The 21,705-nt window shown below is 36.5% G+C and carries 20 protein-coding genes; 10 read left to right on the top strand and 10 right to left on the bottom strand.

Features of this window, described 5'->3' with window-relative positions; translation table 11 throughout:
* Positions 1-156 precede the first annotated feature (156 nt).
* The 3 genes from OD90_RS08715 to OD90_RS08705 are packed head-to-tail and all read right to left on the bottom strand — an operon-like array spanning position 157 to position 2,273.
* A complete protein-coding gene (locus OD90_RS08715; protein ID WP_144668794.1) occupies positions 157-1,026 on the bottom strand; it encodes a hypothetical protein in 870 nt (289 codons plus the stop codon).
* A gap of 14 nt (positions 1,027-1,040) precedes the next feature.
* Complete coding sequence (locus OD90_RS08710; RefSeq protein ID WP_144668793.1) at positions 1,041-1,676, bottom strand: viroplasmin family protein; 636 nt, start codon at positions 1,674-1,676, stop codon at positions 1,041-1,043.
* Positions 1,677-1,679: 3 nt separating this feature from the next.
* On the bottom strand, positions 1,680-2,273 hold the full coding sequence (locus OD90_RS08705; protein ID WP_144668792.1) for a phosphoribosylglycinamide formyltransferase: 594 nt from the start codon (positions 2,271-2,273) through the stop codon (positions 1,680-1,682).
* A 177-nt stretch (positions 2,274-2,450) separates the two neighbouring features.
* Here OD90_RS08705 and OD90_RS08700 point away from each other — a divergent pair, with 177 nt between their 5' ends.
* The 6 genes from OD90_RS08700 to pyk all read left to right on the top strand — a co-directional run bounded on the left by OD90_RS08700 (position 2,451) and on the right by pyk (position 8,418).
* Positions 2,451-2,684 carry an acyl carrier protein gene (locus OD90_RS08700; RefSeq protein ID WP_136840785.1) on the top strand — a complete coding sequence of 78 codons (234 nt, stop codon included), beginning with the start codon at positions 2,451-2,453 and terminating at the stop codon, positions 2,682-2,684.
* A gap of 10 nt (positions 2,685-2,694) precedes the next feature.
* Entirely contained in the window at positions 2,695-3,948 is a 1,254-nt protein-coding gene (gene fabF, locus OD90_RS08695) for a beta-ketoacyl-ACP synthase II (RefSeq protein WP_144668791.1), read from the top strand.
* Positions 3,949-3,953: 5 nt separating this feature from the next.
* Entirely contained in the window at positions 3,954-4,691 is a 738-nt protein-coding gene (gene rnc, locus OD90_RS08690; protein ID WP_144668790.1) for a ribonuclease III, read from the top strand.
* Between the two features lie 91 nt (positions 4,692-4,782).
* The gene (locus tag OD90_RS08685; RefSeq protein WP_144668789.1) at positions 4,783-6,417 is read left to right on the top strand and encodes a sensor histidine kinase; all 1,635 of its coding nucleotides are present in this window, start codon (positions 4,783-4,785) and stop codon (positions 6,415-6,417) included.
* A 91-nt stretch (positions 6,418-6,508) separates the two neighbouring features.
* On the top strand, positions 6,509-6,991 hold the full coding sequence (locus tag OD90_RS08680; RefSeq protein ID WP_144668788.1) for an IPExxxVDY family protein: 483 nt from the start codon (positions 6,509-6,511) through the stop codon (positions 6,989-6,991).
* Positions 6,991-8,418, top strand: a complete 1,428-nt coding sequence (pyk, locus tag OD90_RS08675) for a pyruvate kinase (RefSeq protein WP_144668787.1) — start codon at positions 6,991-6,993, stop codon at positions 8,416-8,418. The genes OD90_RS08680 and pyk overlap by 1 nt, the downstream gene beginning before the upstream one ends.
* A 57-nt stretch (positions 8,419-8,475) precedes the next feature.
* On the opposite strand, the gene OD90_RS08670 is transcribed toward pyk, so the two are convergent.
* From OD90_RS08670 to uvrC, 3 genes are all read right to left on the bottom strand, one after another.
* On the bottom strand, positions 8,476-9,264 hold the full coding sequence (locus OD90_RS08670) for a hypothetical protein (protein WP_144668786.1): 789 nt from the start codon (positions 9,262-9,264) through the stop codon (positions 8,476-8,478).
* Positions 9,265-9,394: 130 nt separating this feature from the next.
* Positions 9,395-11,623 (bottom strand): patatin-like phospholipase family protein, encoded by a 2,229-nt coding sequence (locus OD90_RS08665; RefSeq protein WP_144668785.1) that lies wholly within the window; start codon positions 11,621-11,623, stop codon positions 9,395-9,397.
* On the bottom strand, positions 11,623-13,416 hold the full coding sequence (gene uvrC, locus OD90_RS08660; RefSeq protein ID WP_144668784.1) for an excinuclease ABC subunit UvrC: 1,794 nt from the start codon (positions 13,414-13,416) through the stop codon (positions 11,623-11,625). Before uvrC ends, OD90_RS08665 begins: the two co-directional genes overlap by 1 nt.
* Before the next feature lie 101 nt (positions 13,417-13,517).
* Here uvrC and OD90_RS08655 point away from each other — a divergent pair, with 101 nt between their 5' ends.
* Genes OD90_RS08655 through OD90_RS08640 form a run of 4 tightly spaced genes read left to right on the top strand, consistent with a single transcriptional unit; the run spans position 13,518 to position 16,366 of the window.
* A complete protein-coding gene (locus OD90_RS08655) occupies positions 13,518-13,943 on the top strand; it encodes an ATP-dependent zinc protease (protein ID WP_144668783.1) in 426 nt (141 codons plus the stop codon).
* Positions 13,940-14,812 (top strand): 30S ribosomal protein S6--L-glutamate ligase, encoded by an 873-nt coding sequence (rimK, locus tag OD90_RS08650; RefSeq protein ID WP_144668782.1) that lies wholly within the window; start codon positions 13,940-13,942, stop codon positions 14,810-14,812. Before OD90_RS08655 ends, rimK begins: the two co-directional genes overlap by 4 nt.
* Before the next feature lie 11 nt (positions 14,813-14,823).
* Positions 14,824-15,834, top strand: a complete 1,011-nt coding sequence (locus OD90_RS08645) for a succinylglutamate desuccinylase/aspartoacylase family protein (protein ID WP_144668781.1) — start codon at positions 14,824-14,826, stop codon at positions 15,832-15,834.
* A complete protein-coding gene (locus OD90_RS08640) occupies positions 15,803-16,366 on the top strand; it encodes a 5-formyltetrahydrofolate cyclo-ligase (RefSeq protein WP_144668780.1) in 564 nt (187 codons plus the stop codon). Before OD90_RS08645 ends, OD90_RS08640 begins: the two co-directional genes overlap by 32 nt.
* Positions 16,367-16,388: 22 nt before the next feature.
* Here the strand turns inward: OD90_RS08640 and OD90_RS08635 are convergent, their stop codons facing one another.
* The 4 genes from OD90_RS08635 to ileS all read right to left on the bottom strand — a co-directional run bounded on the left by OD90_RS08635 (position 16,389) and on the right by ileS (position 21,609).
* On the bottom strand, positions 16,389-17,015 hold the full coding sequence (locus tag OD90_RS08635) for a lipoprotein signal peptidase (RefSeq protein ID WP_144668779.1): 627 nt from the start codon (positions 17,013-17,015) through the stop codon (positions 16,389-16,391).
* Positions 17,016-17,049: 34 nt separating this feature from the next.
* On the bottom strand, positions 17,050-17,676 hold the full coding sequence (locus OD90_RS08630) for a DUF4097 family beta strand repeat-containing protein (RefSeq protein WP_144668778.1): 627 nt from the start codon (positions 17,674-17,676) through the stop codon (positions 17,050-17,052).
* 139 nt (positions 17,677-17,815) lie between these two features.
* Positions 17,816-18,199, bottom strand: coding sequence for a TraR/DksA family transcriptional regulator (locus OD90_RS08625; RefSeq protein ID WP_144668777.1), 384 nt, complete (start codon positions 18,197-18,199; stop codon positions 17,816-17,818).
* A gap of 2 nt (positions 18,200-18,201) precedes the next feature.
* Positions 18,202-21,609: an isoleucine--tRNA ligase gene (gene ileS / locus OD90_RS08620; protein ID WP_144668776.1), complete on the bottom strand. Its 3,408-nt coding sequence runs from the start codon at positions 21,607-21,609 to the stop codon at positions 18,202-18,204.
* Positions 21,610-21,705 lie beyond the last annotated feature (96 nt).

The following is a 21,705-nucleotide window of genomic DNA, read 5'->3' as shown; positions in this document are numbered from 1 at the left end:
CCAATTTTCAACGATAGCCAATCCTATTATAAAGCCAATAGCCAACCCGTAAATCCTTCTTTTTTCTAATTTCATGATATAATTATTTCCTTCCAAAATATGCTAATAACTTTTTTTGCTTGTGAAGATGTGATATTTTGAGAGTTTCACATAAATTTAGTAATTAAAAATACTATTTAATTCGTCAGGAGAATAGAAGCGAGCCTCTCTTTCAAAAAAATTATCAGAGTTAGAGGTATTTGACCTCCTTTCAATCTCATAAAGACCTGCGACTATAGGATAATGCAAATCCCAATAGATGTAATTACTTAATGTATTAATTAAAGATGATTTGTTACGAAAATCACTTATAGTATTAGTAAAATATGAATTAATAAAGTTATAGTCATTATACTGATAAATGTGAATGAACTCATGAGCTAAAACTTGTTCAATACTGAAAATGCTATTATCTTTTAAAACAACCGCTTGACCAAGTGCATAAGCCTCGGCATTCTCATTATGTCTTAATTTTGATGCGCTAAAAATGACTTCTCCAGATTGCAACATAAGACTCCATTCTGCTTTTCTATTTATAGCTGATCCTAAAGTAAGAGCTAATGAGATGGGTCTAATTTTGTATGTAAATTTAAATTTATCTTTAGTATTAAATTCAAATCTATTAAAGCCTAAATTAAAATGCCATAGTTCCCAAAAATCTCTATTTCTCGCCGCATTTTCTATAATAGATACACCTGCTGCATTTACAAGCTTAGCACCCCAATTATATTCTATATGTTTTGTTTTTGGAATTTCTGAGACAATTTTTTTGCTGCCGTAAATAAGTGCACCTCCTATACTACCTTGCCATAATCCTTTTAGAAAAACTTTTCCTGACTTTTCATTTTCTTTCTTATTAATAACAGCACCAATAGCACTCCCAAAAGAGCCTAAGCCTACATTATAGACTACATTTTCAAAATCACTCTTTTGAGAATGACTCGTAATGGTAAATAGAATTATTAAAATTAAGAGATACTTGATCATCGTAGTTTGAAATATTACTTCCTCCCAAAATCTGCAGGAATTTCCCCCCAGGCTTTGGTTTCCCATTTTACGATGGTGGTGGTGTAGGTATTATTTTTAAGCCAATGCTCTGCACGTTGTATGAGTTCAAAAACATCTTGATTTTTAGGACTTTTTTTAAGATTTGTTTTACAATGCTTTTTCTTCACCCAGCCTATGGCAATACGAGAATCAGAATAAATGAGACGATCACTTCCTATTTTTTTTAAATATGCAAGACCATGAACAAGCGCTAGAAACTCACCTATATTATTTGTACCCTGTTTAAAAGGCCCTTGGTGAAAAAGCTGTTTTACCGTTTGAGTGTCTACGCCGCGATATTCCATCTTACCGGGGTTACCAGAGCTCGCAGCATCCACCGCGATAGAGTAAAGGTTAGGGAAGCCGTACTTGGCTTTCTCTGCTTCGGTAAGTACTTTTTTCTTCATTGAGGAGCCTTTAAAGTCGTTATAGTCTCCGTTATATGCTTTTTTTGCTTTGGCAAAAGTTTCAAAACTCTTGTATTTTGCTCCGGCATAACCATTTATCATCGCCTTGCAATCTTTCCAAGATTCATAAATACCAGGCCTTTTGCCCTCCCAGACCACGTAGAATTTTTGTTTTTTTGCCATTATCTAAGATAAGAATTTTGCGATCACTTTTGGGAAATGCTCATATTCTAGTAGGTGTATTTTTTCGGCAATAGACTTTGGAGTATCATCTTTGTCAACTTCAACCCTTTGCTGAAATAAAAAGCCGCCCTTGTCATATTCAGGAGTTACTTTATGTATTGTGATGCCAGTATACACTTTTTTCTCTGGGTTTTTTTGGTGTTGCGCTTTCGCGAAAGCGTAAACGGCCTCATGTACATGTTTGCCATACATTCCCTTACCGCCAAATTCTGGGAGCAATGATGGGTGAATATTAAGCACTTTATCTGGAAAGGCAGAAATTATTTTTTCTGGAAATAACCAAAGGAAACCAGCAAGTATAATAACATCTGGGCCCGTTGCTTTTAGAATGTTTAGAACGTCTTCTTGTCTATATAGCGCTTCTCTATTAAAAGAAATAGCGCTAGTTTCTAGTTGCGTTGCTCTTTCTAAAACTTTGGCACGCGGGTTGTTAGAGAGTACTTGCACAACTTGTGCATCCGTACGATCCTGGAAAAACTCTATAATACGCTGGGCATTTGTACCGTTACCCGAGGCAAAAATCACGATTTTTTTCATTAGATTAGATCTGTTGACTGTGCAAAACAAAGAATTATTAGTAACATTTTGAGGGTTCTTTAGGATTAACTTATAGTAGAATTACGTAAATTACCTTCACATTTTTGAGTTGCAAACTTGTTTAACGGTAAAGTTTGTTATTTTTGCGACTTAAATCAAAATTTAAATTAGAAAATTATGTCAGACATTGCATCAAGAGTAAAAGCGATAATCGTAGACAAATTAGGAGTAGACGAAAACGAAGTTGTAACAGAAGCGAGCTTCACAAACGACCTAGGCGCTGATTCACTAGACACAGTGGAACTCATTATGGAGTTTGAAAAGGAATTTGATATTCAAATCCCAGACGATCAAGCAGAAAATATTGCGACCGTAGGTCAAGCAGTTTCATATATAGAAGACGCAAAATAAGTCTTAACTTATGGAGTTAAAGCGAGTAGTAGTTACCGGACTTGGTGCACTTACCCCTATTGGAAATAATATCGCAGAATACTGGGAAGGACTTTCTACAGGTAAAAGTGGGTGCGCGCCCATCACTTATTTTGATGCAGAAAAGTTTAAGACGAAGTTTGCTTGTGAACTTAAAAACTTTGACGCTCTCGAGTTCTTTGATCGTAAAGAAGCTCGAAAGCTAGATAAATTTGCCCAGTATGCATTGGTAGCCTCAGATGAGGCTATCAATGACGCGGGTATCGACCTCGATACGGTTGATAAATTTAGAGTTGGAGTTATATGGGGAGCCGGTATAGGTGGTCTAGAAACTTTTCAAAATGAAGTTCTCAACTTTGGAGCCGGAGATGGAACCCCAAGATTTAATCCTTTCTTTATACCTAAAATGATAGCAGATATTGCTCCTGGTAATATTTCTATTAAGCATGGTTTTATGGGACCTAATTATACAACGGTCTCTGCCTGTGCTTCTTCTGCAAACGCAATGATCGATGCACTTAACTATATACGTTTAGGGCATTGTGATATTATAGTTACAGGAGGAAGTGAAGCAGCAGTTACACCCGCAGGTATGGGAGGTTTTAATGCAATGCATGCGTTATCAACTAGAAATGATGATATGGAGAGTGCGTCAAGACCTTTTGACGCCACTAGAGATGGATTTGTTTTAGGTGAAGGAGGCGGAGCTCTCATTCTTGAGGAATATGAGCACGCTAAAGCACGTGGCGCAAAAATTTATGCAGAAGTTGTAGGTGGAGGTATGTCTAGTGATGCTTATCACATGACAGCACCGCATCCAGACGGAATAGGTGTAGAGCGTGTAATGCTCAATTGTTTAAGAGATGCTGGTTTAAAACCAGAAGATGTAGATCATATTAATACACACGGTACTTCAACTCCTCTTGGTGATGTAGCAGAACTTAAAGCTATATCTAAAGTATTTGGAGAACACGCAGCAGATATTAATATAAATTCAACAAAATCTATGACAGGTCACCTCTTAGGTGCTGCTGGAGCTATAGAATCTATTGCTGCGATATTAGCAATGCAGCATAGTCTTGTCCCTCCAACTATAAACCACACGACTGTTGATGAAAATATAGACCCCTCTTTTAATCTTACACTTAATAAAGCTCAAGAAAAAGAGATTAATGTAGCCATGAGCAACACCTTTGGTTTTGGAGGCCATAACGCTTGTGTGTTATTTAAAAAATTAGAGGCTTAAGAATAATGAGTGCTCTAAAAAAAATATTTAACTCTCGTCCCAACAAGGACGGGAGTTTTTTTATGCGTATGCATTCTATACTAGGCTTTAAGCCTAAAGAGATTAGCTACTATGAAAAAGCTTTTACTCACCGTTCTCTTGCTTTGAAGAAAGAAGATGGTAACCCACTCAACTATGAGCGATTAGAGTTTTTAGGAGACGCTATGCTAGGCTCTGTAATTGCGGCTCATTTATTTGATGTGGTGCAGGGCGGTAATGAAGGGTATCTCACAAAGATGAGGTCTAAAGTTGTAAGCCGTAAGCATCTCAATGAATTAGGGAGGGATCTTAATTTAATACGTTACGTAAGAGCAAATATCCCATTAGATAACTTTGGAGCAAATATACACGGCAATCTCTTCGAGGCTCTTATTGGTGCAATTTACTTGGATAGAGGATATCGCTATTGCGAGAAATTCATAAAAAAACGAGTTATAAAACCCTATGTTGATATTGAAAAATTAGAGGGTCGTATCATAAGTTATAAGAGCGTTTTGATAGAATGGTGTCAAAAGGAGAAAAAAGCATTTAAGTTTGAAACTTTTGAAGATACTGGACAGGACACTTTAAAACATTTTGGCGTCAAGCTATATGTCGATGGTAGAATCGCCGCAAAGGCTAGAGCAACTAGCAAGAAAAAAGCAGAAGAAATTGCATCTAAACGGGCTTTTTATGCTTTTCAGCGAGAAATTGAAGGTAATTAAATAATTTTTTGAATTCATTTCATTAAATTAGCTTTTTTAATCATCTTGTGTCCCTAGGAGATTAAAGCATTGAACCTCTGTTCTTTAGTCTATGTCTGTAAACTTTCCTAAGAAGTATTATATTGTACTTGCTTTACTAGCTCTTGTGACAGCTATTGTGTTATACTGGGGAACTTCAGATATCTTATCACAAGAAAAATTTGCAAGAAAACAAAGACTAGAAATAGCTAATCGAGGCGTTTCTGAGGGATTAGAAAATGCTTTTAAAAATTACGCAACATTATTATCAGGGTTAAAATCACACATTGAGCTTACAAACATTGTTCCTCCAGAAGATTTTGCAAAGACCTATTTAGAAAATCAGACTAACGATTTAAATACGAACCCTCCCTTCTGTGTTTCCTATGTTGATACAAATCATATTTTCATATATGATTTTACAATGCAAGAAACAAAATCATTACAACTTGCTGGAAAATCTATAGAGTCCATTATTGGAAAAAGTGGTATAGAAAGAATGGATACTCTTATAACCAGTTCTGATTTTTATGTTTCTAACCCTACAAATCTTTTAGAAGGCAGAGTAGGTCTACCCGTAGGATTTGGAATAGTAAATAATGAGGGGGTCTCCTTGGGGTATATTTCTAGTGTAGTTGAGTTAGGCCCAATTATGGACGATCTGTATTTAGGTATTAATATAAAAGATCTAGTGTTTAAATTTCAAAGTAATGATGGCAGTTACTTTGATAGAACTAGAGCGTATAACGGTCAAAAGGTTTTTGCAAAAGAAAAAGATCCTCAATATTATAAGAACTTTGATATACATCCAGAACAATTTATAGCGTCCACTTTTTCATTTTACAATAAAAAGTTTATAGTAAGTAGCGCTTATAAATCCAGTTACAAAGAAAACACTAAAATTATTATATTTTCTCTAGCGTTGTATGTGTTGATTTTAGGGTTTATGTTGCTTCTAACTGTACGATATTATATATACAAAAGAAAAAATAGATTAATAGCAGCTCAAAAAAAGCGACTTACCTCGCTAGTGGAAACAAAAAATAAATTCTTTTCAATTATTGCACACGACTTACGGAGTCCTCTATCTTCCATAATAAATTTTCTGGATGTCCTTAATGACGAAAAAATCCAAAATGAAGAGACAAAGGCTATTATGAAATCTTTAGAATGCTCTAGTAGAAATAGTATCATACTTATAGACAATCTTTTAAAATGGTCAAAACTACAGAAAGGCCAGATAAAATATAATCCTGAAGAAATAGATATACTATCTATTACAAAAGACCAGATTAAAGCCCATCAGCAAGGTCTTTTAAACAAAAGTTTAAATATAAGAGTCGAATCAAGCTTTAATTCAACCATAGTTGGAGATAAAAATATGATTTCTACAGTAATTGGAAATTTAATTTCTAATGCTATAAAATTCTCCTATGAGAATGAAATTATAGTCGTCGAGTTGTCTAAAATAGACAACAACTTTACCTTTAGTATAGAAGATACAGGCACAGGAATATCAGAAAGTGATAAGTCAAAGCTTTTTAATCTCAAAGGTTTTGTTGCTCAAGAAGGGGCAAAAAAAGAAAAAGGCTCAGGACTGGGTTTAGTGCTAAGCTTTTCTTTGGTCAAGATTCACAAAGGATCACTCCATATAGATAGTGAGATTGGAAAAGGCACAATAGTTACTTTTACGCTGCCCCTTTCATAAATTTTATGAGCGCAAACGTTTACGTAAGTTTAAGCTTAAGCTTAAAAGCGTTCGATCACTTATTTGTATATTGCTTACTTACTTTGTGACTATGGGGGCTTACAAAATTCTCTTAGAAGATTCTATTGGCTATGACTTCACGCTCATTGCTGTTCATGCTTCTTTAGAACCATATTATATTGCCTTTTTACTTAATAAACACCTTAATCTCCGCCTCTCAAGATCAAATCGAGACCTTGTGCTAGATGAAGGGGTTCACCCCTTAAACTACCCTTATTTTGAATATAATGATGATCATCAGTATATCGATTATTATCTTTTTTCAAATAAGATGAAAGGACAAGAAATAGTGACAGCTGCAACGGGTCTTTTTGAAACAGAATCATCAATACGCACAGCATATTTTATACCTGAGATGCAACAGGTAGATTATTTTGTAAAAATTGTTGAAGATGGGTGCGCTTTCGCGAAAGCGAAAACCTTAAAAACGCTCAACCAAATACCACAAATCGTAACTGCTTACGACGTTAATGTGAGCTCGCTAAAAAACAAACAAAATTTAATTTTTGAATAATGCCACAAAGAAAAAAAACAAAAATAGTAGCAACCTTAGGGCCCGCTACAAGTAAGAAAGAGATACTTCACGATATGATGAATGCAGGTGTAGATGTGTTCAGAATCAATTTTTCACATGCAGATTACGAGGATGTCAAAGAGCGTGTTGATATGATACGTCAACTCAGTGAAGAAACGGGTCATAACACTTCCATCCTTGCAGACCTACAAGGGCCAAAGTTGAGAGTTGGAAAGATGAAAGAAGAGGTGGTGGTGCAACCAGGCGATCACATTACTTTCTCTACAGAAAGTGAGTTTGAGGGTACAAAAGATCGTGTCTATATGAATTACAAGCACTTCCCAAGAGATGTAAAAAAAGGAGAACGAATCTTATTAGATGATGGTAAGTTAATGTTTGAGGTACTAGAAACAGATGGAGAAACAGAAGTCACAGCAGAAGTGATTCAAGGCGGACCATTACGCTCAAAGAAAGGTGTGAATTTACCTAATACTAATATATCACTACCTGCACTCACTGAGAAGGATGTAAAAGATGCCATTTTTGCTATTAGCCTCAAAGTAGACTGGATTGCTCTTTCTTTTGTACGTCACGCACAAGACTTACAACAACTACAAGAGATTATATTAGAACACTCTGATTATAAGATTCCAATTATAGCAAAAATTGAAAAACCAGAAGCCGTTGAAAATATTGATAAGATTATCGCTTTTTGTGATGGTTTGATGGTCGCGCGTGGTGATCTCGGAGTAGAGATTCCAGCAGAAGAAGTCCCATTGATTCAAAAGCAATTAGTTTTAAGGGCAAAGGAGGCTCGTATTCCAGTAATTATTGCTACTCAAATGATGGAAACGATGATTTCCAGCCTTACACCTACACGTGCAGAGGTTAATGATGTAGCAAATTCTGTAATGGATGGTGCAGATGCTGTAATGCTCTCTGGAGAAACTTCAGTGGGTCAATATCCAGTTCAAGTAATTGAGAAAATGGCATCTATATGTCGTAATGTGGAAGATTCAGACCTCATAAAAGTACCTCAAAATCCTCCACATATAAAAACGAAGAGATATATTACTAAGGCTATTTGTTACCATGCTTCACTTATGGCAAACGAAATTGATGCTAGAGCTATCACAACGCTTACAAATAGTGGGTATACTGCTTTTCAAATCTCGGCATGGCGACCTTCTTCTCATATTTTAGTATTTACTTCGAATAAACAAATTTTAACGCAACTCAACTTGCTTTGGGGTGTAAAAGCAATGTTTTACGACAAATTTGTGAGTACTGACGAGACTGTAGAAGATATTAGACAACTGGCTGTAGATAGAGGTTTTGTTGACAAAGGTGATATGCTTATTAATCTAGTAGCTATGCCCTTATTAGACAGAGGTATGGTAAATACTTTACGAGTATCAGAAGTGTAGATCTATGATTATTAAACTAAGGGTTGGAAGAATGAACTTCCAACCTTAGTTTACAACTTATATAGAGCTTTCATTTTCGATAATTTTATACCCGTTTATCACTTTTATAATTCGTACGGACCTGCTATAATTTTTCAGTACGTACTCATATTCTACAGACGTTATTTCTTTTGAATCATCCGTATGTATAGTTAACTCATCTATGAGTGTTCGCTCTCTTTTTCTACTATTAACTATCTTTATGTTAGATTCAGCCTGAGAGAGATTGGGATTTATGTTCTTAGGTAAATTAAAAAGCATTTTGGTAATCTTGTATATTTCCCCCCAATTAGTTGCTGGAAGTATTACTTCTGTAAGCATTCCGTATGTATCTCCTTTCTTATGAGGTGTTTTTACAACCACAATCTTTTGTGAATCTGTACTGATACGACTTGCATAATTTTTTAAAGTTTCTTCAGCTTTTGGCGGAGCAATCGGGCTTAGATACCCATCAAAAGCAAAACCTTTGGCCCCTTGATAACTAACTTCTACCATATTTCCTGTAATTCCCTCTACGGTCATTTTTGTGTTTGCTGGAGTGCTTATTTTAATGACCTCTGAGCCGTATGGTAATGTGAGAATTTTATTGGATCTAAGATTTGTACCTTCTCTTAATGACAACCCAGAACTGGCATTAACAAACAAAGAAGCGTTAGAAGATTTACTTAGGTTAGTAGCATCTGCAGGGCTGGAGGACTTCATAGAAACGTCACTCTTTGTTGAGTTGTTATTCTTTTTTTCTGAGCTACAGCTTGTAGATAAAAAGAAGAGAGAGATACTTAGAGCAATTAATAAAGAGGTCTTCATAAGGAGGGATTTTAGAGATGAAACGTTATAAGTATCAAACCACGATATATGCCATAAATTGGTCTCGTTGCGTTAAAAAAAATATAAAATCAAACTAACGATCAATTCCTAAAAGTATTGTCTAAGCACGTTAAAATCTAAAACCAAGACTTATAAACCACTCACTTGCTTTTATCTCTGGACTATAGGTGTATTTTACTTCCATAGGACCCATAAATGTTTCTGCTCCATACCCTAATGAATACCCAGAATAAGAAGGGGGCGGTAACCAGTCATCTGGTGATTCAAAAAGATCATATCCTACATTTGCAAAATTTGCAGATAGATTTACATGGTTTTTTTTGAAAATTTCATAGTCTAACTCAAAAGCAGCCTTTACATATCCATCACCAGTAACACTAAAAAAATCATAACCTAAAAAAGGAACCATATTATTCACTTTTTTTGCTCCGTATCCTCCAAGAAAAAAATCTAAGGTCCTTGTATCTTTTCCTCCTACCTTAAATCCCCCTGAAATCTCTAAAATAGCGGTTAGGTTGTGTTTAAAGTTTTGAGCATATTTAAATTCAGCATTAGCAATACCAAATTCTGAAAAAGAATTATTAAAATCTGATGAGTATACATACAAATTAAAATCTCCGTCAAAATAGAATCCAGAATTTGGAAAAAAAATATTATCTAGAGAGTCGTACTTGAGCTGTCCGTAGGCCCCTGCGAGATGACTTTTTTCAAAGATTACGCCTTGATCGCCTTCATTTGTTGAGACTAGGGTTTCTGTCTCAACATCAAGATACTTATGCTTTAAACCTAAGTCTAGTGAGAATTGTTTGAGAAATAGAGTTTGTAGGTAAATTTTGTTTGTAAGATCTTGATAGTCTAGGCTTAATTTATTGACACCAGCGATGTCAATACCTTGTACCTCTTCAACAAGTTGTGCATTAATACTGTGATTAAATGATGTGTATGAAGAGTTAAGACCAACACTCCAATAAAAACCTTTATCAATATAATAGTCAAAATTGTATCTAATATTATCTCCTACAATTAAATCCATAGAGGCAACATCATTACGAAAGAGCACTCTTTTCTTTGTAAAATTCAGAAGACCTGAAGCTCGGTAGAGGTCGTTATATTGGATTCCTAATTTTAAAGACTGAGTACTTGTTGCCTCTTGTAGGGCTATGTGTAGCAAGTATCCATCTTCTACAGCTTGTAATTTGTGGCCTACCCTCTTGAAATTTTCTGTTGCAGAAAGGTTATTAAAACCTTCATACAATGTCTCGTATTTTAATGTTAAAGGGGGTTTAAACTTTAGTTTACCTAATATGTAGCTCCTTGTATAGTGATCATTACCACTTATCGTTACGGCCTGTATAGCTATAGAGTCTGTGGTGATTGGAGCTATTTTTTTCTTGACCGTGGCATTTTGTTTAATGGCAAGTTCTTTAAGTATCTCATATTGATCCATTGCCATTTTAGACCCTTTAGAAACAATCTCTCTGCCCATATCAAAAGAAACCACAGAAAAGTCATCCACACTTGGTCGTATGTAGATGTCTGTCTCACCTCTTTTTGTGACCATATCTTGGATAGTTTTATAATTATTTATTTGTAGCAGTACGTCAGTAGCAGATTTTAAATCTTTACGCCCCCTCAAAGTATCTTGCACATCTACACCTATAATAATGTCCATCCCTTTGTCTCTTAATTCATAGATAGGGTAATTATTCACGACACCGCCATCTATTAGTAACTTCCCATCTAGCAATACAGGACTAAATAAAGAAGGTAATGCCCCACTGGCGCTTATAGATTCTGGAAGATAACCAGAATCTAAAATCACTTGCTCCCCTTTTTCTACATCTGTAGCAATACAAAAAAAAGGAATAGGTAATTTGCTATAGTTTTCTATATCAGATACGTGTTCTAGTGTACGAGACAGTAAATTATAAGTGTTCTGTCCTTTGCTTAAAGAACTAGGTAGTGATACTTTAAAATTATCAAAAGGTAGTTTAATAGCATACCTCTCTGCATCCGCACGTTCATAAAAGGTTTTTGCCTCTCGAGGTAAATTGTCCTGTATGATATTATCAAAATTTACACTAGTAAAAATAGAATCGAGTTGAGAGGCGCTATATCCAGCTGCATATAAGCCGCCAACCACAGCTCCCATACTCGTTCCTGCTATATAATCTAATTTTATGCCCGCTTCTTCAATCACCTTAAGAACTCCAATATGAGCAAGACCTTTTGCTCCCCCGCCACTTAAGACAAGCCCCACTTTTAAATCATCATTTTCTGCTTGCGCGAAAACTTGAAAGCTCCAAAACAATACCGATATAGAAAGTAAATACTTCATTATTTTGCGTGATAGTGATTATATATAATATCAGCCTTTGAAGGACCTATAACATCTGTTAAGCTTTTCTTTGTGGCAGTTTTCACCTTAGAGACAGACCTAAAGTGTTTCAACAAATCTACAATTGTCTTTTCACCAATTCCTCTAATGGTTTCTAACTCTGTACCAAGAGCGGCATTACTACGCTTATTCCTATGAAAGGTGATTCCAAAACGATGCGCCTCATTACGTAATTGTTGTATAATCTTAAGTGTTTCACTCTTTTTGTCCAAATAAAGCGGAATACTATCTCCAGGATAAAATAACTCTTCTAGTCTCTTAGCAATACCTATAATGGCGATTTTACCGCGTAACCCTAAGGTTTCTAATGCTTTTACTCCGCTAGAAAGCTGTCCCTTACCACCATCTACAATAATGAGTTGCGGCAGTGGTTGATCCTCTTCTAATAACCTACGATACCTTCTAAAGACAACCTCTTCCATACTAGCAAAATCATCTGGGCCTTCTACGGTTTTAATATTGAATTTGCGATAGTCGCTTTTGCTAGGTTTACCATTTTTGAAAACCACACAAGCCGCCACGGGATTGGTTCCTTGTATGTTTGAGTTGTCAAAACACTCTATATGGCGAGGCTCCTCAGTCAATCGTAAATCCACTTTCATTTGGGCCATAATACGATTTGTATGCCTGTCTGGATCAACAATTTTTGTTTGTTTAAAACGCTCCATACGGTAATATTTTGCGTTTCGTTCTGAAAGATCTAAGATCCGTTTTTTATCCCCTAACTTTGGAATAGTTACTTTATAATGTTCCCCAATATCAACAGCAAATGGCACATATATTTCTTTTGAATTATGGTCAAAGCGTTGTTGGATTTCAATAATTCCCAATTCTAGTAATTCTTTATCTGTCTCGTCTAGTTGCTTTTTGAGTTCTAAGGTGTGAGACTTTATAATTGCTCCATGTGATATTTGTAAAAAATTCACATATCCATATCCTTCATCACTTATGATGGTGAAGACATCTACATTATTTATTTTAGGATGTACAACTGTACTTTTAGCTTGGTAATTTTCTAAAATATCTAACTTCTCTTTGATACGTTGGGCCTCTTCAAATTCCATAGCGGCGGCATGAGCTTTCATTTTTTCGCGAAAGCGATCTAAAGACTCTTTAAAATCTCCCTTTACAATCTGTCGGATATGCTCTATATGTTCGTGGTAATCTTTTTCAGACTGTTTGCCCTCACATGGACCCTCACAATTCCCAAGGTGATATTCAAGGCAGACTTTATATTTGCCAGTATCTATTTTTTCTTGAGAAAGGTCATAATTGCAGGTGCGAAGTTTATAAAGGCTTTTAATAAGATCAAGAAGGGTACGTACGGTCTTCATACTGGTGTACGGTCCGTAATACTCACTTCCATCTTTTATGAGACGTCTTGTGGGAAATACTCTAGGAAATCGCTCATTTTTAATACAAATCCACGGGTAGCTTTTGTCATCTTTAAGCATGACATTATACCGTGGTTGGTATTCCTTTATGAGGCTATTCTCTAACAGTAAAGCATCTGTCTCTGTCGCTACTACAATATGCTTAATTTCATGAATTTTTTTAACCATGGTCCGTATACGACCACTATCATGCGATTTATTGAAATAGGAGAGGACTCGTTTTTTGAGATTTTTTGCTTTACCTACATACAATAGTTTGCCATTTTTATCATAATATTGATAAATACCAGGGCTGGTAGGGAGCGTTTTGAGATGTAATTCTACAGATGCACTTGCCATACTCAAAGATAGTATATGATTGGGATTACGCTTTCGCGAAAGCGTAAAAATTCTTATTAAATCTATGCATCAGACCATCACATTTAGTACCTTGCTTTATTATGCCAAAAAAAATTATAGGTCGTACTGACAAAGCAGATTTTCCAGAACTGGGCTTTGAAGATATTGATGTGAAAATTGATACTGGAGCATATACCTCTTCAATTCATTGCCATAGTATTACTGAGGTAGACAGTCTCCTTATTTGCACTTTTTTTGATAAAAAACATCCACTTTACAATGGTAAGGAGCTTGTTTTTGAAGACTATGACATTGCTGCTGTAAAAAGTAGCAACGGAGAGATTCAATATCGATATGAAGTGCAAAGTGACATACGAATTTTCAATAAAAAATATAAAATCTCCTTAACACTATCATCAAGAGAAGATATGAGATTTCCCGTACTTTTGGGGCGTAAATTTCTAACTAAAAAATTCATAGTAGATACAGAGCTTACAGATGTGTCCTTCAATTTAAAAAACCAATGAACTTAAAAATACTCTCTCGAAACCCGCATTTATATTCAACTAGTAGGCTTATTGAAGTGGGTTTAAAAAGAGGTCATAGCGTAGAAGTAATAGATCCTCTCAAATGTGACCTCATTATAGAGAAAAAGAAGCCTATCGTTTACTATAAAGGAAGACACTTAGACACAACGGATGCAATTATTCCTCGTATAGGTGCTTCGATCACATTTTATGGGACAGCAGTAGTACGTCAGTTTGAAATGATGAATTGCTTTACAACGACAACTTCGACAGCTCTTGTTATGAGTCGTGACAAACTTCGAAGCTTGCAAATATTATCTAAGTCAAAACTTGGAATGCCTAAAACAATTTTTACAAACTACAGTAGAGATGTCTCTGAGGTAATAGATCATGTAGGAGGTGCACCATTGGTAATTAAATTACTTGAAGGTACACAAGGACTAGGAGTAGTACTGGCAGAAACAAAAAATGCAGCAGAGTCTGTTATTGAAGCCTTTAATGGTCTGGAAGCCAGGGTGATTATTCAAGAGTTTATAAAAGAAGCAAAAGGCGCAGACCTTCGAGCCTTTGTGGTAGATGGACAAATTGTAGGAGCTATGAAACGTCAAGGAAAAGAAGGCGAGTTTAGGTCAAACCTACACAGAGGCGGCTCTGCAGAGCTCATTAAGCTATCTGAAGAGGAAGAAAATGCTGCTATTAAAGCTGCAAAAGCCATGGGACTGGGAGTGGCAGGGGTAGACATGTTACAGAGTGAGCGTGGGCCTTTAATACTAGAAGTAAATTCTTCACCAGGACTTGAGGGTATTGAAAAAGCAACTGGAAAAGATATTGCAAAAACAATTATACGCTATATAGAGCGCAACATTTAATAAATATTCGTGTGAAATTTATTGACGACGATAATATACTTACGTTATTAGGAGAGCGCATTTTACCTGGTAAAAGAGCGACTGTTAATTTTAACCTTGCAAAGCTGTATACCACAGCAGCTGTTGAGGTACCGATCATAGTTGAGAGGTCAAAAAAACCAGGCCCTGTAATTCTGATTACCTCAGGAATTCACGGAGATGAGATCAACGGAGTAGAAATCGTACGCCAGCTTATAGCAAAAAAAATAAATCGACCTAAAATAGGAACCGTAATATGTATTCCTGTCGTAAATATTTTTGGTTTTTTAGATATGAAGCGTGCTTTCCCAGATGGAAGAGACCTCAACCGAGTTTTTCCTGGTAATCCAAGGGGGTCCCTCGCGAGTAGATTTGCCTATCAATTTGTGAAGAAAATCCTTCCTGTGGCAGATATTTGTATGGACTTTCATACGGGAGGGGCTTCAAGATTTAATGTTGCACAGGTGCGTATAGATCCTTCTGATTTTACGTCTACACAATATGCAAAGGTTTTTAACGCACCATTCACATTACATTCAAAAACAATATCAAAATCCTATAGAGCAACTTGCTCACGTCTAGGAAAGCCCATTCTACTTTTTGAAGGAGGAAAGTCTAAGGTAAGTGATAAGGATATTGCACGTCAAGGAGTTTTTGGAGCGATGCGCGTATTTGCTCATCTAGGTATGCTTGCAGATGATTTTAAAGTACCAGAGGCTCAAGCACCCTCGGTATTAGTGGAGGCAACACAATGGCTTAGAGCTAAATATTCTGGCCTTTTACATACAAAAGTAAATTGCGGAGAGTATGTGAATGTGGGACAGCACCTAGCAACAATTACTGATCCTTACGGAAAATTTAGACATTTAGTGATTGCAAAAAACGCAGGATACCTTATTAACGTAAATGAGGCATCACTGGTCTATCAAGGGGATGCCATTTTTAATACATCATTACAAAAGAATGTTGCAAGTGAGCAAACAAGAACTGAGGAAGAAGTATAAGGCATTGCGTACGACCGTCTCAAAAGACACCCTTGAAGAAATGAGTCTTCAAATCGCAAATAAGGCATTGCAAAGTGACTTATGGGACCATGAATACTATCATGTTTTTTTACCTATAGAGCACTTATTTGAAATCAACACTGAGTATCTTCTTTCTATCCTTAGCGGTAAAGACAAGCATATTCTTTTATCAAAATCAAATTTTGATGAAGGATCAATGCAGCATTTTCTTTTAACAGATAGTAGTATCCTTCAAGTAAACCCTTATGGGATTCCAGAACCAAAAGATGGTATTGAAATCCAGCCTGACAAAATCGATGTTGTTTTCATACCTCTTCTTGCGTATGATAAGCTTGGAAATAGAGTAGGTTATGGAAAAGGATTTTATGACCGCTTTTTAGCTAGTTGTAACCCTGAAGTAATTAAAGTTGGTATGAGTTTATTTGAACCAGAAGTTGAGCCTATAGAAGCAAACAGTTATGACGTTGCGTTAGATTATTGCATAACACCCCGTAATGTGCATAAGTTTTAAGGACGGGAGTGTAAAGTGACCTTTATTTTACAGCCACTTCATCTTGAGGAAAGACTCTCTTGTTAAACACAATAAGAATCCCTACACCAGTGCTTATAGCCATATCTGCAATGTTGAAAATAGCATTAAAAAACGTGAATGAGTCTCCGCCCCATATAGGAAACCAATCAGGGAATTGTGCATTTTTTATAAAGGGAAAATATAACATATCTACCACCTTTCCAAAAAGAGGGGGAGCATACCCACCACCTTCTGGCATAAATGTAGCAACTTGACTTGTTGTACTCGCGCTAAAAATAGATCCGTAAATAAGTGAGTCAATAATATTACCTAATGCACCAGCAAAAATAAGAGAGATCGCAATAATTAATAATTTAGGGGCATGGTCTTTTATTGATTTATAGAGCCAGTATGCAATTACTGGAGCAATAATAAGTCTAAAGAGTGAGAGTGTTATCTTCCCATATTCACCAGGTAACTCAACACCCCAAGCTGCTCCTTGATTCTCAACAAAAAAAATTTGAAACCAATCCCAACCGAAAACTTGAATACTTTCTCTGAGGTAAAAATTAGTTTTAATGTAAATTTTCAGAACCTGATCTACCAGTAAAATCAAGAATATTATAAGCCCGGCTTTTTTAAGCGACATAATCTATTTTTTGGAAGTGTCAAAAATAAGGTATTTACTGCGATTTACGAATGGTAATATCACCATCTAAACTCTCAACAGAAAGCGGTGCACCCATATTAATGTCTGTGGGTATAACGACGATCCCGTTGCGAGATTGTGCAGTCACATGTGCTTGATCGAGTTCTATATCGACATTACCAGAAATTGTATTGATTTTTGCGCTTTCGCGAAAGCGAAACTTTTTTGCAGTAAAATTACCTCTGCCTAAATCTATACGTACTTTCCCTAATTTACCAGCCGTAATAACACTTGATAAGGTAGAAAAAATAGAGAGATCCATTTCCAAAGGCATAATAATTTCTAACTCAATAGCCATCACTTTATGGGCAGAAAGTTTATCATTAAAAGGAACATAATCTGGAGTTGTACCTGTTTTAATTTGTAAAACCTCATTGTCAATTTGTGTGTTGAGAAGGGTACTAGCAAAGATTTCTCCGTCAATAACTGTATATATAGTGATTATGTCAGTTTGAGCAGTATTGACCTTGATCTCAAATATTTCATTACTATGAATTTGCAGTTCTTTTACTCCAGCAGCAGAATATGTTTTAGAAACCCTTTTCTGAGCCGTCAGGGTCACAGAAAAAAAAACTATGAATAGGGCGGTATAAAGTTTCAAAGGTTTTACTTAATATGGTTAGAGCCTTCTAAGCCCTATTATTATAATTAAAAAGCACTCCCTAAAGAGTGCTCTGTAAATTGAACATCATACTTCTTCTTAAGAACATAGATGTTAGTTATCGCAATACAAAGCTGCGTTAACTTTGCATATTCTTTGCCTCAATGCTTAGCGTTGCGTGAGGAACAAGCTTTAAGCGCTCTGGGTTTATTAATTTACCAGTAACCCTACAGATACCATAAGTTTTATTATTAATACGTGTGATGGCATTTTTAAGATCTCTTATAAACTTTTCTTGACGTATGGCAAGCGCACTATTCGCCTCTTTGCTCATAGTTGCACTACCTTCATCAAAAGATTTGAATTGAGGAGAGGTGTCATCAGTGCCATTATCTCCATCATTGAGATAAGCACTTTTAATAAGCTCTAAATCGTGCTGAGCTTTTTCAATTTTCTTGTTAATTAACTCGCGAAACTCTTCTAGTTGCGCATCGCTAAAACGTTCTTGTGTGTCTGTACCCATAACTATTGTTTTGAAATGGTTAAATATGTTTTAATATCATCAAAAGCAATTTCTAAACCGTTAGAAATATTTTCTACTATTTCTAGAGAATCTGCTAGTGTTTCTTCTTTAATATAGTCAGCATTGCTTGTTACTGTTTGCGCTATTGAAGGCTCATTTTGCAATTGTATATGAATGCGATCTGTCACTTCATAACCAGAGTCTTTACGTAAATTTTGAATACGATTTACAAGTTCTCGGGCAATTCCTTCTTTTTTAAGATCGTCACTTATCGTTACATCTAAAGCAACTGTTACCCCAGCATGACTAGCAACTAACCAACCTTCTATATCTTGAGAGGTAATCTCTACATCTCCAGACTCTAAAATAATGCTTTCTCCGTTAATCTCAATAGGTAATTGCCCCTCTTGTTCAATTGTGGCAATATTTTTTGCATCTAAAGTATTTATTTTGCTGGCAACCAGCTTCATATCTTTTCCAAAGCGTGGTCCTAACACCTTAAAATTTGGTTTTATTTGCTTCACTAAAATCCCAGAGTCATCAGAAATGAGCTCAATTTCTTTCACATTTACCTCAGATTTGATCAAATCTGCTACGGCTTCTATCTCTTTTTTGTCATTTTCATTGAGCACGGGGATCATAATACGTTGCAATGGTTGACGCACTTTAATCTTTTCTTTTGCTCTAAGCGATAAGGTAAGCGAACTTACAATTTGTGCTTTTTGCATTTTATGTTCTAACGCTGTATCGATGTAATTCGTATCGCTTATAGGAAATTTTGCGAGGTGAATACTTTCAAAATCTTCTCTGCCAGTAGCAGCGTTAAGATCTTTATAGAGTTTTTCCATAAAGAATGGTGCCACAGGAGCACTTAACTTTGCAACTGTTTCAAGACAGGTATATAATGTTTGGTAAGCAGAAATTTTATCGGTGGCATATTCACCCTTCCAGAAGCGTCTTCTACTTAATCTTACAAACCAGTTTGACAGGTTTTCCTGTACAAACTTATCAATAGCTCTAGTTGCTTTAGTAGGCTCATATTGTGAGTAAAATTTATCTACTTCGGCAATAAGAGAGTGGAGTTCTGACAAAATCCAACGGTCTATTTCTGGACGTTGAGAAAGTTCTATTTCCGCTTCCGCGAAAGCGAAATTATCCAGATTTGCATACAGCGCAAAGAAATTATAGGTATTGTAAAGTGTCCCAAAGAACTTACGCTTTACTTCTTCTATGCCGTCTAAATCAAACTTAAGGTTATCCCATGGATTTGCGTTAGAAATCATGTACCAGCGTGTTGCATCTGGCCCGTATTTTTCTAAGGTCTCAAAAGGGTCTGTCGCATTACCTAGTCGCTTAGACATCTTTTGCCCGTTCTTGTCAAGTACTAGTCCATTAGAAACCACATTTTTATAGGCTACATCGTCAAAAATCATTGTAGCGATCGCGTGGAGTGTATAAAACCATCCACGAGTTTGGTCTACACCTTCGGCTATAAAATCTGCTTTACGCCAAGTGTCTTCTACGAGTTCTTTATTTTCAAAAGGATAGTGCCATTGTGCATACGGCATAGATCCAGAGTCAAACCAAACATCTATAAGATCTGCCTCACGTTTCATAGGCTGCCCACTTGCAGAAACGAGCGTGATCTTATCTACCACATTTTTATGCAGGTCTACGAGTTCATAGTTTTCTTCACTCATATTGCCCACTTCAAAGTCTGCAAAAGGATCTGCATCCATCACACCAGCGTCAAGTGCTTTTTGTATTTCGGCTTTAAGCTCTGCTATAGAACCTATGAGTAGTTCTTCCTTTCCATCATCAGTACGCCAGATAGGTAATGGTATTCCCCAAAAACGACTACGAGACAGGTTCCAGTCGTTTGCATTAGCAAGCCAGTTACCAAAACGGCCTTCCCCAGTAGATTGTGGTTTCCAGTTAATACCAAGATTAAGCTCGTGCATACGATCTTTAAAATCGGTTACTTTTATAAACCAAGAATCTAGCGGGTAGTAAAGTACCGGCTTATCTGTACGCCAGCAGTGTGGATAACTGTGTACGTACTTCTCTACTTTGAAAGCTTTATTTTCTTCTTTTAAACGTATGGCAAGCTCCACGTCCATAGATCGTTCTGGAGCCTCGCCATCTGTGTAATATTCATTTTTGATATACTTGTTGCCAAACTCTTTGAGCTCTGGGCGAAATTTACCCTGAAGATCTACAAGCGGTACTAAGTTTCCATCTTCATTCTTAACTAGTAATGGTGGTACCTCTGGCGAAGCTAGCTTTGCCACCAAAGCATCATCTGCACCAAAGGTAGGTGCCGTGTGTACGATACCCGTACCATCCTCGGTCGTCACAAAATCACCGGCAATCACCCGGAAAGCATCTTGAGGATTATCATGAGGTTGTACAAAATCAAAGAGTTGCTCGTAGCGAAGTTCAAGAAGGTCTGCTCCTTTAAATTCTCTGGCTACGAAGTATGGGATTTTCTTATCTCCAGCATTGTATGCATCCAACTCTTCTTTCGCGGAAGCGGAAGCAAATTTCTTATCAAACTGCTTAGAGACTAAGTTCTTTGCAAGAATAACTTTTACGGGCTCGAAGGTGTACTGGTTAAATGTTTCCACAAGTACATAATCTATCTTTTTTCCTACGGTAAGTGCAGTATTTGATGGCAGCGTCCAAGGGGTTGTTGTCCAAGCGATAAAGTAAGTTTGCCCGTCTGCAAGTTCTTTTGCAAGTGGATTTTCACCTTGATCTGTCACTTTAAATTGTGCAACCACCGTAGTATCTGTCACATCACGGTAACAGCCAGGCTGGTTAAGTTCGTGAGAGCTTAATCCCGTTCCTGCCTTAGGAGAATAGGGTTGGATGGTGTAGCCTTTGTACAGTAAATCTTTGTTATAGATTTGCTTAAGTAACCACCATACGGTCTCCATATATTTAGACTTGTAGGTAATGTATGGATCATCCATATCTACCCAGTAGCCCATTTTTTCGGTAAGGTCATTCCAGATATCTGTGTAGCGCATCACGGCCTTTTTACAAGCTTCGTTATACTCCTCTACAGTGATTTTTGTGCCGATATCCTCTTTAGTAATACCAAGTTCTTTTTCAACACCAAGTTCTACAGGAAGTCCGTGTGTATCCCATCCCGCTTTGCGTTTTACTTGAAAACCTTTCATCGTCATATAACGAGGAAAAATATCTTTAATCGCGCGTGCTAGTACGTGGTGTACACCCGGTAGTCCGTTTGCCGAAGGTGGTCCTTCAAAAAACACATACGGTTTTGCTCCTTCTCGAGAGGTAACTGACTTCTCAAAAACGTCGTTTTCTTTCCAGTAGGCAAGTACCTCGCTAGCGATATTAGGAAGGTCTAATCCTTTATATTCAGTGAACTTAGCGCTCATTTTGTAGTCTTTATTGTTTGTGTGCGAATTTACGAGTTTTTCTCTACAGTAAAGGAGCCTTTTGTTTCAAAGGAGACTTCTTACCAAATATCACTA

This window comes from Dokdonia sp. Hel_I_53, assembly GCF_007827465.1.
Taxonomy (GTDB): Bacteria; Bacteroidota; Bacteroidia; order Flavobacteriales; family Flavobacteriaceae; genus Dokdonia.
This window is presented reverse-complemented; position numbering and strand designations above follow the sequence as displayed.